Source organism: Cryptosporangium japonicum, from assembly GCF_039524755.1.
Classification (GTDB): domain Bacteria; phylum Actinomycetota; class Actinomycetes; order Mycobacteriales; family Cryptosporangiaceae; genus Cryptosporangium; species Cryptosporangium japonicum.
The window spans coordinates 1-14568 of the sequence record NZ_BAAAGX010000031.1 but is presented as its reverse complement, the minus strand read 5'-3'; the positions used below and the strand labels follow the sequence as shown (position 1 = coordinate 14568).

At 71.5% G+C, this 14568-nt stretch carries 13 protein-coding genes; 6 read left to right on the top strand and 7 right to left on the bottom strand.

Going from position 1 to position 14568, the window contains the following annotated elements; genetic code table 11:
* Positions 1 to 4: 4 nt before the first annotated feature.
* Positions 5 to 1690, top strand: a complete 1686-nt coding sequence (locus tag ABD437_RS34075) for a DUF885 domain-containing protein (protein ID WP_344653089.1) — start codon at positions 5 to 7, stop codon at positions 1688 to 1690.
* 39 nt (positions 1691 to 1729) lie between these two features.
* On the opposite strand, the gene ABD437_RS34070 is transcribed toward ABD437_RS34075, so the two are convergent.
* The 4 genes from ABD437_RS34070 to ABD437_RS34055 all read right to left on the bottom strand — a co-directional run bounded on the left by ABD437_RS34070 (position 1730) and on the right by ABD437_RS34055 (position 5292).
* Entirely contained in the window at positions 1730 to 3142 is a 1413-nt protein-coding gene (locus ABD437_RS34070; protein WP_344653088.1) for a serine hydrolase, read from the bottom strand.
* A 79-nt stretch (positions 3143 to 3221) separates the two neighbouring features.
* Complete coding sequence (locus tag ABD437_RS34065; RefSeq protein ID WP_344653087.1) at positions 3222 to 3659, bottom strand: hypothetical protein; 438 nt, start codon at positions 3657 to 3659, stop codon at positions 3222 to 3224.
* 20 nt (positions 3660 to 3679) lie between these two features.
* On the bottom strand, positions 3680 to 4465 hold the full coding sequence (locus ABD437_RS34060) for an ABC transporter permease (protein ID WP_344653086.1): 786 nt from the start codon (positions 4463 to 4465) through the stop codon (positions 3680 to 3682).
* Positions 4462 to 5292: an ATP-binding cassette domain-containing protein gene (locus ABD437_RS34055; RefSeq protein ID WP_344653085.1), complete on the bottom strand. Its 831-nt coding sequence runs from the start codon at positions 5290 to 5292 to the stop codon at positions 4462 to 4464. The genes ABD437_RS34060 and ABD437_RS34055 overlap by 4 nt, the downstream gene beginning before the upstream one ends.
* On the opposite strand from ABD437_RS34055, the gene ABD437_RS34050 reads away from it, so the two are divergent.
* Both ABD437_RS34050 and ABD437_RS34045 read left to right on the top strand, forming a co-directional pair.
* On the top strand, positions 5179 to 5691 hold the full coding sequence (locus tag ABD437_RS34050; RefSeq protein WP_344653163.1) for a TetR/AcrR family transcriptional regulator C-terminal domain-containing protein: 513 nt from the start codon (positions 5179 to 5181) through the stop codon (positions 5689 to 5691). The genes ABD437_RS34055 and ABD437_RS34050 overlap by 114 nt on opposite strands.
* Before the next feature lie 57 nt (positions 5692 to 5748).
* Positions 5749 to 6534 (top strand): hypothetical protein, encoded by a 786-nt coding sequence (locus tag ABD437_RS34045; RefSeq protein ID WP_344653084.1) that lies wholly within the window; start codon positions 5749 to 5751, stop codon positions 6532 to 6534.
* Here the strand turns inward: ABD437_RS34045 and ABD437_RS34040 are convergent.
* Positions 6472 to 7692, bottom strand: a complete 1221-nt coding sequence (locus tag ABD437_RS34040) for a benzoate/H(+) symporter BenE family transporter (protein WP_344653083.1) — start codon at positions 7690 to 7692, stop codon at positions 6472 to 6474. The two genes, ABD437_RS34045 and ABD437_RS34040, sit on opposite strands and share 63 nt — an antisense overlap.
* 58 nt (positions 7693 to 7750) lie before the next feature.
* On the opposite strand from ABD437_RS34040, the gene ABD437_RS34035 reads away from it, so the two are divergent.
* Complete coding sequence (locus ABD437_RS34035; RefSeq protein WP_344653082.1) at positions 7751 to 8350, top strand: helix-turn-helix domain-containing protein; 600 nt, start codon at positions 7751 to 7753, stop codon at positions 8348 to 8350.
* On the opposite strand, the gene ABD437_RS34030 is transcribed toward ABD437_RS34035, so the two are convergent.
* Positions 8342 to 9151 (bottom strand): hypothetical protein, encoded by an 810-nt coding sequence (locus tag ABD437_RS34030; protein ID WP_344653081.1) that lies wholly within the window; start codon positions 9149 to 9151, stop codon positions 8342 to 8344. The genes ABD437_RS34035 and ABD437_RS34030 overlap by 9 nt on opposite strands.
* Before the next feature lie 62 nt (positions 9152 to 9213).
* On the bottom strand, positions 9214 to 12330 hold the full coding sequence (gene ileS, locus ABD437_RS34025) for an isoleucine--tRNA ligase (protein ID WP_344653080.1): 3117 nt from the start codon (positions 12328 to 12330) through the stop codon (positions 9214 to 9216).
* 256 nt (positions 12331 to 12586) lie between these two features.
* On the opposite strand from ileS, the gene ABD437_RS34020 reads away from it, so the two are divergent.
* Positions 12587 to 13051: a carboxymuconolactone decarboxylase family protein gene (locus ABD437_RS34020; protein WP_344653079.1), complete on the top strand. Its 465-nt coding sequence runs from the start codon at positions 12587 to 12589 to the stop codon at positions 13049 to 13051.
* A 216-nt stretch (positions 13052 to 13267) separates the two neighbouring features.
* The coding region (locus ABD437_RS34015; RefSeq protein WP_344653078.1) for a DEAD/DEAH box helicase at positions 13268 to 14568 on the top strand (1301 nt) is incomplete at its 3' end.

The following is a 14568-nucleotide window of genomic DNA, read 5'->3' as shown; positions in this document are numbered from 1 at the left end:
CTTCGTGACTCTCGATCCCTCCGTAACGGCGTCCTCACTCGCTGATGAGCTGCTCGAGCTGGTGTGTCAGTCCGACCCTCTCGGCGCGTCGCTCCTGGGCCTGCCCGGTCACGACGACGGCCTGGCCGACATGACGCTGGCGGCCGAGGAGCGCTACGGCGCCCTCTTCGGTGACCTGGCCGATCGTGCCGCCGCGCTGGAGGTCACGAGCGAGACCGACCGGCAGACCCGGGACTTCGTGGCGCACGTCGCGCGCACCACCAGAGAGGTCTCCGACCTGCGCACGGTCGAGTGGACGATCACCGACTTCTTCGTGGCGCCCGCCGCCACGCTGATCGACCTGCTGCCCCGCGTTCCGCTGGTGACGCCGGAGAAGGCCACCGGTTTCCTGGCCCGGCTCGGGCAGTTCCCCACGTACTTCGCCGCGGTCGCCGAGCGTCACCGGGAAGGTGTCGCGGCCGGTCGGGTGCCGATCGCGTCGCTGGTGCAGGCCGCGATCGACCACCTCGACCGTGTGCTCGCCGACGAGAACCTGTCCGGCCTGCGGGTGGCCGGCGGCCCCGGCGTCGCCGACGAGGAGGCGTTCGCCGCCGAGCGCGACCGGTTGCTCGCCGAGGCGGTGGTTCCCGCCCTCACCACCTACCGGGACGTGCTGCGCGACGAGATGCTGCCGGCCGGCCGGCCCGACGACCGGGTGGGGCTCACGTACCTGCCCGGCGGCGAGCACATCTACGCGACGCTGGCCCGCAAGCACACCTCCACGAACCGCACGCCGGAGGAGCTGCACCAGGTCGGTCTGCAGATCATCGGCGCGCTGGAGGCGGAGTACGCCGAGACCGGCCACCGGGTGTTCGGCACCAGGGACCAGACCGAGATCTTCCGGCGGCTGCGTACCGACCCGGCGCTGCGCTACGCCGACAGCGAGGAGATGCTCGCGCAGGCGCGGTCCGCCGTCGACCGGGCGTGGGCGGCCGCGCCGGGCTGGTTCGGGCGCCTGCCGTCGACCGAGTGCGTCGTGGAGCCGGTTCCGGCGGCCGCGGCGCCGGGCGCTCCGCCGGCCTACTACCTGCCGGGGGCCATCGACGGGTCGCGGAAGGGCACCTACTTCCTCAACACCTATGCGCCCACCGAGCGGAACCGGCACCTGGCCGAGGTCGTGGCGTTCCACGAGGCCGTGCCGGGGCACCACTTCCAGATCTCGCTGGCCCAGGAGCTCACCGAACTGCCGCTGGCGCGGCGGCTGCTCAACGACACCGCCTACGCCGAGGGCTGGGGCCTGTACTGCGAGCGCCTGGCCGACGAGATGGGCCTGTACTCCGACGACGTGGCGCGTCTCGGCGTGCTGGCGACCGATTCGTGGCGGGCCGGGCGGCTGGTCGTCGACACCGGCATCCACGCGATGGGGTGGTCGCGGCAGCAGGCGCTGGACTGGATGCTCACGCACACACCGGTCTCGGAGAAGGAGTGCGCGACCGAGATCGACCGGTACATCGCGTATCCCGGGCAGGCACTGTCGTACATGGTCGGTCGGCTGGAGATCCAGTCGCTGCGGGCCAGGGCCGCGAAGGAGCTCGGTGACGCCTTCGAGCTCTCGGCGTTCCACGACGTGATCCTGGCCGGCGGTTCGCTCCCGCTGGCCGTCCTGGGCGACGTCGTCGACCGCTGGATCGCGGCGTCCCGCACCGCCTAGGGGAACGGGGTGCGGGGCCGTCGCCCCGCACCCCTCGCGTCACAGCGCGTTGATCGCCCGGCCCAGGAGGGCCAGCTTCTTCGTGTACTGCACCGGGTACACCCCGGCCGGGTCCGCGGGGCGGTCCGCGTCGACGTACCGGTACCCGAGGTTCGAGTGCACGGACACGATGTACGAGCGGAACGGCTTGCCCGGCAGCGACTTCACGATGCCCGCGTCGTTGCCCGACGTGTCAGCGAGCCCGGTCTTGTGCGCGAACGTCACGGTCGCCGCCGCGTTGCACGGCCGCACGTCCTGCCCGTAGTTGCGTCCGGCCACGGTCACCACCCCGGTCGCCGGGTCGATCCACCGCGACGGCGTCACCTGCGGAATGCCCGGCGGCGGGTAGGCGCGCCCGCAGTAGTTCGTGGTCGACAGCACCTGGTTGAGGCCCTGCTCGTGCAGCTTCCCGAGCAGGTACGACCGCGACGACGCACTGAGCACCGACGCGTTCACCGGCGTCCCCGACGGCGTCTTCCAGAGCGTCCCCGGTGAGCCGTTGAAGAGCAGGAGCAGTTTCGCGGTGTCGATCGAGGTCATCGTGACCGCGTTCGCCCACGTGCCGCCGGTGTTGGGGTTCGTGCCCTTCACCCGCAGCGTCGGCAGCCCGAGGTCGACGAACTGCTGGTTGAGCCCGTCGATCTTGCCGCGGTCGTGCATCAGCTTGATCAGCGCGCACGTCGACGGGTTCGACGACACCGTGATCATCTCGTCGAACAGCTGAGTGATCGACGTCGCCGCCCGCGCGCCGCCGCAGAGCGAGCTCGGCGTGCCCACCGGCGTGTAGGCGTAGGTCTCGGCGAGGGTCAGCTCGCCGGCGTCGACCATCCGCAGGATGCCGAACGCCACCATCAGCTTCAGCACCGACGCGGGGTAGGGCGACATGTAGTCGACCGGTGCGTTCTCCCGGCCGGGAACGATGTCGACAGTGCCCTGGGCGCCGTTGTCCCAGGTGGCGTCGTCCCATTGACGCCAGCGCACCTGGTCGGTGGTCAGGTTCGCGTCGAGCGGGATGATCTTGCCGTTCGGGTACTGCGGGCTCAGGATGACGTCCGCCGCGGCGATCGGCCGTCCGGCCCGGTCGAGCTTGATGACCGTCGCGTCGAGCTGCGGCGTCTGGTGGATCGGGGCCGCGGCGGCGGCGAGCGTGGTGGGCGCCGCCGACCGGCCCTTGTCGTCGGGCGCGAGCTCGGTGCGGTAGAGCTCCTTGGCCGCGCTCGTCGACGGCGGCACCGTGTCGAGCACCTCGGCGAACTTCTGTCCGTCGACGGCCTTCTGGAGTGCGGCGGCCAGCCGCGCGTCGGCGGCCGGGGAACGCCCTCCGCTGCTTTCCTCGGCCGCGACCGCTACACCTCCCCCGTTGATCACCAGCGCGCCGAGTAGGACGGCGACGCCCCATTGGCGACCTCGCATCGGTTCTCCTCACTTATATGGACGTTGAGCGTCCACATAAGTGAGTAGGAGGCCGTCGGTAGCACCGTTTAAGACACCTTTAATGCTTCGCCCAGCAGTACAGCCGGTGCTCCGCGTCGACGTGACCGCACAGCCGCCGCAGCTGGTCGGTGGTCTCCAACAGGGTGTCCTCGTCGATCTCGGTGAGCCCGCTCCAGAGCGCGACCGCGTCGTCCCACTCCATCTCGGGGTCGCCGTCGGCACCCTGGATCGCGGCGACCACAAAATCGTCGATCGCGATCACCCAGGGCCCGCTGTCGCCGCCGTCGTGCACCACCTCGCCGGGCCCCTTCGCCAGCAGCGCCTCGTACTCCTCGGTGCTGAGCACCTCGACCAACGCCAACAACACCACGGCCGGGTCGACGCCGGGCAGGTCGGCGGCCGTCGCGGACGGCAACTGGCCCACCGGGCCGCGGCCCAGGTCGAGCGAGGCGATCCGGTCGGGAGAAGCGACGAAGTATTCGAAGTCGGCGGCCACGGCGATTACTGTACGACCGCCTACCTGGTGGCCGTCCGGTAGCGGCGCACGGCCAGCGGGACGCAGGCCACCAGCAGCGCCAGCGACCAGCACACCGCGCTGAGCACCGGGTGCCGCAGCGGGAGCGAGTCGCGGTGCGGCGGCACCGGGTTGCCGAACAGCGTCCGTACGGCGGCCACCGTCGACGCGACCGGGTTCCACTCGGCGAGCGGGCGCAGCCAGCCCGGTAACCCCTGCGACGGCACGAACGTGTTGGCCAGGAACGTCAGCGGGAAGATCCAGGCGAATGTCGCGTTGTCGGCGACCGTCACCGTCCGGGCCAGCAGCCCGATGTACGCGCCGACCCAGAGCATCGCCGCCGCGAGCAGCACCAGCCCGTACGCCGCGGCCGCGTGCAGCAGATCGGTGCGGATGCGCCAGCCGACGACGTACCCGAGGGCGCTCATCGTCGTGAGCGCGAGCACGGCGCTCAGCATCGTCGCCAGGACGTGCCCGCTGAGCGCGGCCGACCGGGCCATCGGGAGCGACCGGAGCCGATCGATGAAGCCGGTCGTGCGGTCGGTGGCGACCGCGACCGACATCGCCGTGCACATCATCGCCATTGACTGGGTGAAGATGCCCGGCATCAGGAACTCCCGATAGTTGCCGCCGCCCGGCAGCACCACCGCGCTCCCGAACACGTACGCGAACAGCACGACGAACACGATCGGCAGCAGCAGCCCGGCGATCGCCTCCTCCGGCACCCGGACCACGTGCAGCAGGTGCCGCTGGGCGACGACGAGCGTGTCCGACCCCACCCTCCTCATACCGCCACCGCCGTCAGCTGCAGGAACACCTCGTCGAGCGTGGACCCGCGCAGGCCGATGTCGGCGAGCGCGACACCGTTCGTATCGAGTTCACGCACTACTCCGACCAGCGTGCCGACGCCGCTCGCCGGCGCCGAGATCCGGAGCGTGTCCCGGTCGACGATCGGTTCGGCGCCGGTCACGTCGCCCACCGCTGCGGCCGCGGCCACGAGGTCGTCCGCGTGGACGACGACCACGTCGATCCGTTCGCCCGACACCTGGGACTTCAGCGCGGCCGGGCTGCCCTCCGCGACCACCCGGCCGTCGTCGATCACCGCGATCCGGTCGGCCAGCCGGTCCGCCTCCTCCAGGTACTGGGTGGAGAGCAGCACGGTGGTGCCGTCGGCGACCAGCTCCCGGATCAGGTCCCACATCACCGAGCGGTTCCGCGGGTCGAGTCCGGTCGTCGGCTCGTCCAGGAACAGCACCTCCGGCGTGACCAGCAGGCTCGCGGCCAGGTCGAGCCGGCGCCGGGTACCGCCGGAGTAGGTGCGCACGAGTTTGTCGGCGACCGTGGTGAGGTCGAACCGTTCCAGCAGCTCGTCGGCCCGGCGCCGGGCCGCGGTGCGGGAGAGGCGCGACAGCCGGCCCACCAGCCGGAGGTTCGCGCGCCCGCGCCGGCCCTCTACTGGCACTTCCGCAACAAGCAGGACCTGCTCGACGCGGTGGCCGCCCTGCTCGGCGCCGAGCAGCGCGGTCTGACCGGTACGTCGCCGAGCGACGGTCAGCCGTGGTCGGAGTGGCTGGAGAAAACCCTGCTCGACGCCAGGGACGGCCTCCTGGCCCATCGCGACAGCGCACTGATCGTCGCCGGGAACCGACCGACCGCCGACGCACTGCCCGGGGTGGAGGCCGAGTTGTCGGCGTTGACGGCGATCGGGATCTCCCCCGCCGACGCGCTGCTGTTCACGCTCGCGTCGGGCTACTTCCTCATCGGTGGCGTGCTGGAGCGGCAGCTCACCACGTCACGCGAGAGTTCAGCGGCGGAGGCCGAAGTGTTCGAGCACATGCAGGACACGAGCCGCCACCCGACGCTCGCGGCGGCGGTGGCCGAGCTCACCTCCGGTCCGCCGCCGGACGACGGGGTCGCCGCGCTCGACGACGCGGTGTTCCGGTTCGGGCTCGGGCTGATGATCGACGGGCTCCGTGTGCGTCTGGCACGAACTGAGGATCCGCTCGAGGCCTGAAGGCACCAGAGTTCTCCCCGGTACGCTGACCACTCGTCTTACGGGGAGTTCCGAACCATGCAGCCAGGCCCGCCCTACGGCCCTCCGCCCTACTACCCGCCGGCGACGCCGTACGGGGCCGGCCCGTATCCGGCGCCGCACCCGGCCTACGGTCCCCCGCCCGCCGGGGTGCGCACGGTCCGGACGTCGAGGACCTCCGCCTCGATCGCGCTGCCGCTGGTCGGCCTGCTCATCGTGGGGATCGTCTGCCCGTCGCTGCCCTGGGTCGACGCCGGTCCGGAGACGTTCAACCTCTGGAACATCATGGGCAACCTCTGGGACGTCGGCGGCGACGCGATGAAAACCTGGAGCAACCAGTACTTCGGGTACGTGTGGCTGGTCATCGCCGTCTGGGCGTTCTTCCTCTCGATGGCGGGCACCACCGACAACGCCGGCTGGCGCATCACCTACGGGGTCATCTACGTCCTGATCGGGCTGGCGTTCTTCGGGTCGACGGTGTTGTCGCTGCTCCTGGTGGGGGCGGCCGCCGGGGCGATGGGCAGCGAGTTCAACACCGAGGGCACCGGGTTGGCCGTCGGCGTGTTCGGCGTGATCCTGTTGGTGGCGTTCGTGGTCTACGTCGGCGTCGCGATCCTGCTGTTCAAGCTCAAGGGCGCCGGCTACCGGGTGCTGGCCGGGCTGGGCCTGCTCAGCTTCGCCGCGGTGCACTTCTCCGCGCTCGCCTCGCTCCCCGAGGGCACCGAGCTCGAACCCGGCGCCTACCTCAGCATCCTCGGCTACCTACTGTGCGCGGTCGGCTGCTTCATCGGCCCCCGGTACTCCTACGTCTACCGACCGCTCTGACCGGCGGCGGAAGAGCAGGAGGATCGCGCCGCCGGCGAGCAGGCCCCAGAACGCGGCGCCGACGCCGGCGAGCGTGACGCCCGACGCGGTCACGACGAACGTGACGACCGCCGCCTCCCGCCCGCCGGACAGCGAGCCGGCCGAGGTCAGCGCGGCCGTCAACGCGGCGCCGAGCGCGGCCAGCAACGCCAGGCCGGCGACGGCCTCGATCAGCACCGGCGGCGCCAGGACGACGAGCGCGGTGGCCAGCCCGGCGCCGAGCCCGAGCAACGCCATCCCGGCCCCGGCGGTGACCGACGCGATCCACCGCCGCTCCGGATCGGGGTGGGCGTCGGGCCCGGCGGCCAGCGCGGCGCTGATCGCCGCGAGGTTGATCGCGTGCCCCCCGAACGGCGCGGCGAGCGCGCTGCCCAGCCCGGTGGTCACGAGCGCCGGGCGCAGCGGCGGCCGGTACCCGTAGCTGGCCATCACCGCCATCCCCGGCACGTTCTGCGCGGCCATCGTCACCAGGAACAGCGGCAGCGCGATGCTCACCACCGCGCCGAGCTGGAACGTCGGCGCGGTGAGCACGACGGCCGGCCGCAGCGTGGCGTCCAGGCCCTCGTCGAAGCGCGTGATCGCGACCCCGGCCGCGGCCACCACCAGCGCGGCCGGCACCGCCCAGGCGCGGGCGAACCGCGTCAGCAGCGCCCAGACGACGATCACCGGTAACGCGAGCGCCGGCGTCTCCACGACCGCGCGCACCGGCGAGAGGCACAGGTCGAGGAGCACGCCGGCGAGCATCGCGCTGGCCACCGGCGCCGGTATCGCGGCGATCCAGCGGGCCAGCGGCGCGAACAGGCCGGCGACGACGACGAGCACCGAGGCCACCAGGAACGCGCCGACCGCCGCCGGGAACCCGCCGTCGATCGCGCCGGTGGAGACGAGCAACGCGGCGCCCGGCGTCGACCAGGCGATCGTGATCGGCATCCGGTACCGGCGAGCCAGGTAGATCGCGCTGACGCCGGTGGCGACGCACAACGCGAGCAGGCCGGACGACGCCTGGGCCGGATCGGCGCCGACCGCGCGCAGACCGGCGACGACCACCGCGAACGAACTGGCGAACCCGACCAGCGCCGTCACCACCCCGGCCAGCACCGGCTGCCACGACCCCCGCATTTCTCCTCCTCAGTGGCCGTTCCATAAACGGAACGCTCCGATGCGCCAGGATAGCCCCATGGCGGACGATCCCCCAACCCCGTTCACCCCGGCCCCCCGAGCGGGGGCACTGGGGGAAGACCCGGCTGCGGTTGGCCGTCGCCTGCGGGCCCTGCGCGAAGAGCGCGGGATCTCGCTCTCCGAGCTGTCGCGCCGGGCGGGTGTCGGCAAGGCCACGCTCTCCGGCCTGGAGACCGGCGTACGCAACCCCACGCTGGAGACGCTCTACGCCGTGACCGGCCAGCTCGGCGTACCACTCGCGGCGGTGCTGAGCCCACCGGCGGCGGGTGGTCCCCACGCGGCCGCGCCGGTGGTGCGGGGCGCGGCGGGCGAGGCGACGCTCCTGGAGGTGATCGAGGGGCCGGACGCGACGTACGAGCTCTACCGGATCCGCATCCGGGCCGGCGCGACCCAGGTCTCCCCCGCGCACGGCGCCGGGGTCACCGAGCACCTCACCGTTTTCCGGGGCGACGCCACCGTCGGACCGGTCGAGGCTCCGCAGCAGGCCACGGCGGGGTCGTACATCCGTTTCCACGCGGACGCGCCCCACTTCTACGCCGCGGGCGCCGACGACTTCGAGGCTGCCCTGATGATCCGCTCACCCCGAGCGTCAGGTTGAGGCCCAGGCGATCTGGTACGAGCGGGTGGTGTCGCTGGTGCGGCCGGTCACCAATACGCCGCGCTGGGCACCCCGCCCGGTCAGCTGCAGCGAGGACCCCGACCCGAGCGGAAAACTGAGCGGCGCGGAGAGCATCGCGCCGCACTGCTGGTCGAGGCTGCGCGTCGCGAACAGCAGGTTGTCGATCTCACCGGCGTCCTCGATGGGACCCTCGGCCGGGCGGAACAACCGCCCGACGAACCCCCCGGCGCCGTTGCCGGACAGCACCCACCACCGGGTGGCGCCCAGGCCGGTCGACGGCACGCTCGACGCGATCCGGAACGACCCCTCGGCGGCCGGATTGTCGGACGCGAACGTGATCCGGATCGCGTTGCCGTCACCCCGCAGCGGCGCCTCGATACGCAGGACCGCCGGCATGCGGAACGTCTTGGTGCTCGCCCGGCACCCCGCGTCGCTGCCGGAGATCGTCACGCTGGCCGTGCCGGCCCAGCGACCGGTGGGCACCGGTACCGGGCTCGGCGACGCGGTCGGGCTCCCGGTGGCCTCCACCGACTCCGGCGGCGGGCCGGGCGCGATCGCACCCTGCTGGGACTGCTCGTTCGAGCCGCCCGACGACGTCGGCCACGCGGTGGGGTCCTGCGGCAACGGGCCGCGCTCGGCGACCTGCACCGGGCCGCCGTCGGCACGCATCTGCCCGATCTGCCAGCCGGTGAACGTGAGGCCGACCGCAAGCACGACGGCGACGAGCATGATCCCGCCACCGGTGCTCTTACCGACCCCGAGTCGCCATTCCCCCCACACGCACCTAATACTACATAACGCCCGAAATGGGCCGTACACCAGAAAGTGCACGGCCCATCGACTCAGTGCTTGGCGACGCCCACCCGGATCGGGGAGCCCTCGCCCACCTCGGTCTCGTGCGCCGCGTCCGCCACCGGACCGAACTCGACCACCGACGCCAGCACCTCGGCGGCCACGAACTCCTGGTGGTTCCGGACGGCGTCCACGACGTCGTCGGGCGCCTCGAGCCGGAGCGCGATCCGGTCCGACACGTCCAGACCGGCGTCCTTGCGTGCCTGCTGCACGGCCCGGACGACGTCACGCGCCACACCCTCGGCCAGCAGCGCCGGCGTCAGGTCCGTGTCGAGCACGACCACTCCGACGTTGCCGGGCAGCGCGGCCGACCGGTCCGGCTCGGTGGGCACGAGCTTGAGGTCGTACTCACCCTCCAGCAGCTCCACGCCGCCCGCGACCACCCGGTCCCCGGCGGTCCAGTCGCCGGCCTTCACCGCCTTGATCACCCGCTGCACGTCCTTGCCGAGGCGCGGCCCCAGCGCCCTGGGCACCACGGTCAGCACGTTCGAGCAGGCCAGGTCGACGTCCGGCTGGAGCAGCACCTCCTTGACGTTCACCTCGTCGGCGAGCAGCTCGCGGAACGGCTCGAGCGCCTCGGCGTCCGGAACCGCCACGGTCAGCGACGCCAGCGGCAGGCGCACCCGCAGCTTCTTCGCCTTCCGCAGCGAGAGCGCCGACGACGCCACGTCACGCACCCGGTCCATCGCGGCGACGAGCGCGGCGTCGGCCGGGAGCTCGGACGCCACCGGGTAGTCGCGCAGGTGCACCGACCGGCCGCCGGTGAGCCCCTGCCAGACCTCTTCGGTGAGCATCGGCAGCAGCGGAGCGGTGAGCCGCGTGACGGTCTCGAGCACGGTGTAGAGCGTGTCGAACGCGTCCGCGTCGCCGGCCCAGAACCGGTCCCGCGACCGCCGGATGTACCAGTTCGTCAGCGTCTCGAAGAAGCTCCGGACACCGGCGCACGCACCCGAGATGTCGTAGACGTCGAGCGACTCGGTGGTGTCCGAGACCAGGTCACGCAGCTTGGCCAGCACGTACCGGTCGAGCACGTTCGCCGAGTCGGTCCGCCGCGTGGCCTCGTACCCGGCCGCGTTCGCGTACAGGGTGAAGAAGTAGTACGCGTTCCACAGCGGGTTGAGCACCTGGCGGACGCTGTCCCGGATGCCGCTCTCGGTGACGACGAGGTCCCCACCGCGCAGGATCGGCGACGACATCAGGAACCAGCGCATCGCGTCGGCGCCGTAGACGTCGAACATCTCGTAGACGTCCGGGTAGTTCCGGCGCGACTTGCTCATCTTGGTGCCGTCGTTGCCCAGCACGATGCCGTGCGAGACGCAGGTGGTGAACGCCGGGCGGTCGAACAGCGCCGTGGCCAGCACGTGCAGCGTGTAGAACCAGCCGCGCGTCTGCCCCATGTACTCGACGATGAAGTCGCCCGGGTAGTGGTTCTCGAACCACTCGGTGTTCTCGAACGGGTAGTGCACCTGGGCGAACGGCATCGAGCCCGACTCGAACCAGCAGTCGAGCACCTCGGGCACGCGGCGCATCGTCGACTTGCCGGTCGGGTCGTCGGGGTTCGGCCGGGTCAGGTCGTCGACGTAGGGCCGGTGCAGGTCGTCCGGGCGCACGCCGAAGTCACGCTCGAGCTCGTCCAGCGAGCCGTACACGTCCACCCGCGGGTAGTTCGGGTCGTCGGACTTCCAGACCGGGATCGGCGCACCCCAGAACCGGTTGCGGCTGATCGACCAGTCCCGGGCGTTCGCGATCCACTTGCCGAACGAGCCCTCCTTGACGTGGCCGGGCACCCAGGTGATCTGCTTGTTCAGCTCGACCATCCGGTCGCGGAACTTCGTCACCTCGACGAACCAGCTCGACACCGCCTTGTAGACCAGCGGCGTGTCGCAGCGCCAGCAGTGCGGGTACGGGTGCTCGTACGAGTCCTGCCGCACGACCACACCGCGGTCGCGGAGGTCACGGCTGATCGGCTTGTTCGCCTCGAACACCTGCAGCCCCTGGTACGGCGGCACCAGCGCGGTGAAGCGGGTGTGCTCGTCGACCGTGACGATCGTCGGGATGCCGTTGGCGTTGCAGAGGTTCTGGTCGTCCTCACCGAAGGCCGGCGCCATGTGCACGACGCCGGTGCCGTCCTCGGTGGTGACGAAGTCGCCTTCGAGGACCCGCCAAGCGTTGCCCACGTCCTCCCGGCCGGTGAGGAAGTCGAAGAGCGGGGTGTATTTCAGCCCGGCCAGCTCGGCGCCGGTGACCGTGCCGACCTGCTCGTAGCCTTCGAGTTCCTTCTCGTAGGCGCCCACCCGGGCCGCCCCCAGGATCACGGTCTCGGTGCCGTTGGAGAACTTCGCGTACTCGAACGTCGGCCCCACCGCGACGGCCAGGTTGCTCGGCAGCGTCCACGGCGTGGTCGTCCAGACCCAGAGCTTCTCGCCGGTCTCCAGCTCGAACGCGACCGTCACCGCCGGGTCCTGCCGGGACCGGTAGACGTCGTCCATCCGGGTCTCGGTGTTCGACAGCGGGGTCTCGCAGCGCCAGCAGTACGGCAGCACTTTGAAGCCCTCGTAGACCAGGCCCTTGTCGAACAGGGTCTTGAAGGCCCAGAGGACGCTCTCGGTGTAGCTGGTGTCGAGCGTCTTGTAGTCGTTCTCGAAGTCGACCCAGCGCGCCTGGCGGGTGACGTAGCGCTCCCAGTCCTGGGTGTAGCGCAGCACCGACGCCTTGCAGGCGTCGTTGAACTTCGCGATGCCCAGGTCGAGCACCTCGGCCTTGGTGGAGATGCCCAGCTGACGCTCGGCCTCCACCTCGGCGGGCAGCCCGTGGGTGTCCCAGCCGAAGCGGCGCTCGACGTGCTCGCCCTTCATCGTCCGGTAGCGCGGCACCAGGTCCTTCACGTACCCGGTGAGCAGGTGGCCGTAGTGCGGCAGGCCGTTGGCGAACGGCGGGCCGTCGTAGAAGACGTACTCGTTGCTGCCGTTCTCACCGGCCGGACGGTTCTCGATGCTCGCGGCGAAAGTGGCGTCGCTGCTCCAGTGGTCGAGCACTCGCTGCTCGATCTCGGGGAACGACGCGGCAGCCGGCACCGGCTTCTTCGGGTCGTTCTGCGGATACGCCATGATCGGACGCTTCCCTTCGCACACGGTCTCGGACTTCCTCGTGTGCGAGGACGAGCGCGAGCGCCCGCGGTACCACCTCGCTTGGTCTCCGGAGAGACCCGCTCTGTTCTCGGCTGTGACGGGCCTTACCCGTCCGGTTCTACTAGGTCCTGGAGACCGTTCTTCCGGAGGCTCACCGGTGATGGCCGGGTCGATGCCTATGCATCAATGCTACCGCGCGCTGTCACATTCCTTTTTCCCGGCTCGTCCAGACCCCATGAGCGAAAACAACGTCATCATCGAGCCCCGGTTGGCCGCGGCGAACCTCGTCCCGGAGGGTTACCGGGCCGTTCTCGCACTGGAGAAGTACGTCGCGAGCAACGTCGAGCCCGTGGTGTTCGAGCTGGTCAAGCTCCGCGCCTCGATGCTCAACGGCTGCTCGTTCTGCGTCGACATGCATTCGCGGGACGCGGCGAAGGCGGGCGAGGACAGCCGGCGGCTGTTCGCGGTGGCGGCCTGGCGCGAAGCCCCGTTCTTCACCCGGCGGGAGCGGGCCGCGCTCGCGCTCACCGACGCGATGACCCGGCTGGGTGAGCACGGCGTGCCCGACGACGTCTACGACGAGGCCGCCGCCGTCTGGGAGGAGAAGGACCTGGCCAACCTGATCCTGGCGATCGGCACGATCAACCTCTGGAACCGGCTCGCGATCACCTCGCACACCCCGCCCCCGCTGGAGGTCTGAACCCGTCTGACGTGGTGCGGGAGGGGAGCGGCGGGAATCGGCGGGCGATCGTGCTGGTTGGTGCCGGTAGAGTGGCGTCCGGAACGACGGAATCGGCCGGCGCGCTCGCCGGCTGGGTGTGAGGCACGCAATGTGGCGGGCCCGGACGCGAGGTTTCGTCACCGCGCGCCAGCGCCGCCGCCCTAGCCGGGCGTTCCGTCATCTGGAAGGACTTCCTTGCTCTCAGCTGAGCAGTCGCACTCCCCTGCCCGCACTTTCCTTGACCTCGGGGTTCCGCCCGTCGTCGTCGACGCACTGGCCGCGGAAGGCGTCACCACGCCGTTCCCGATCCAGACCGCGACGCTGCCGGACACCATCGCCGGTAAGGACGTCCTCGGGCGGGGTCGCACCGGCAGCGGTAAGACGCTGGCTTTCGTACTTCCGGTGGTCAGCCGCTTGGCGGCCGCCAAGGCACCGCGCCGGGCCGGTCGCCCGCGCGGGCTGATCCTGGTTCCGACGCGTGAACTGGCGACGCAGGTGCACGCCGTGCTGCGCCCGCTGGCCGACGCCGCTCGCCTGAGCACGACGACCATCTTCGGCGGCGTCGGCCTGGGCAAGCAGATCAGCGTGCTGGCCGGCGGCATCGACCTGCTGGTGGCCTGCCCCGGGCGGCTCGAGGAGCTGATCCGGATGGGGCACTGCGACCTCGGCGGCATCGAGATCACCGTGCTCGACGAGGCCGACCACATGGCCGACCTCGGCTTCCTGCCGTCGGTGAAGCGCCTGCTCGACCGCACGCCGGCCGACGGCCAGCGGCTGCTGTTCTCGGCGACGCTCGACAACGGCGTGGACGTGCTCGTGCGCCGCTACCTGCACAAGCCGGTGACGCACTCGGTCGACCCGGCCGTCGCTCCGGTCGCGACGATGGAGCACCACGTGTTCCAGGTCGCCTCCGACACCAAGGCCGACGTGGTGCGCCAGCTCGCCTCCGGGCGGGACCGGTCACTGCTGTTCACCCGGACGAAGAGCGGCGCCCGCCGGCTCGCCAAGTCGCTGACGGCGGCCGGGGTGCCGGCCGTCGACCTGCACGGCAACCTGGCCCAGAACGCGCGTGAGCGCAACCTCGCCGCGTTCACGTCGGGCGCGGTCAAGGTGCTCGTGGCCACCGACATCGCCGCCCGCGGCGTGCACGTGGACGACGTCGCGCTGGTCGTCCACGTCGACCCGCCCGCCGAGCACAAGGCGTTCCTGCACCGGTCGGGCCGTACGGCACGGGCCGGGGCCAGCGGCGTGGTCGTCACGATCGCGACGCCGGACCAGCAGTCGGACGTCCGTACGCTGGCCCGCCGCGCGGGCATCGCACCGAAGACGGTCGCGGTGAGGCCGGGCGCGGCGGAGATCCTCGAGCTCACCGGCCCGCCGGCCGAGCCGGTGGCACCGCAGGCCCCCGTGCAGGCGGCCGCCTCCGGGCGCGGTCGGGGCGGCGCGAGCGCCGACTCCCGCGGCGGGCGCGCGGGCGAGAGCCCGGCCGGCGCCGG

Coding starts and splice junctions, on each gene's coding strand:
- ABD437_RS34070 (WP_344653088.1), bottom strand. CDS start 3,142: ATGCGAGGTCGCCAATGGGGCGTCGCCGTCCTACTCGGCGCGCTGGTG.
- ABD437_RS34060 (WP_344653086.1), bottom strand. CDS start 4,465: ATGAGGAGGGTGGGGTCGGACACGCTCGTCGTCGCCCAGCGGCACCTG.
- ABD437_RS34055 (WP_344653085.1), bottom strand. CDS start 5,292: ATGGGCCAGGAGGCCGTCCCTGGCGTCGAGCAGGGTTTTCTCCAGCCA.
- ABD437_RS34045 (WP_344653084.1), top strand. CDS start 5,749: ATGCAGCCAGGCCCGCCCTACGGCCCTCCGCCCTACTACCCGCCGGCG.
- ABD437_RS34040 (WP_344653083.1), bottom strand. CDS start 7,692: ATGCGGGGGTCGTGGCAGCCGGTGCTGGCCGGGGTGGTGACGGCGCTG.
- ABD437_RS34035 (WP_344653082.1), top strand. CDS start 7,751: ATGGCGGACGATCCCCCAACCCCGTTCACCCCGGCCCCCCGAGCGGGG.
- ileS (WP_344653080.1), bottom strand. CDS start 12,330: ATGGCGTATCCGCAGAACGACCCGAAGAAGCCGGTGCCGGCTGCCGCG.
- ABD437_RS34020 (WP_344653079.1), top strand. CDS start 12,587: ATGAGCGAAAACAACGTCATCATCGAGCCCCGGTTGGCCGCGGCGAAC.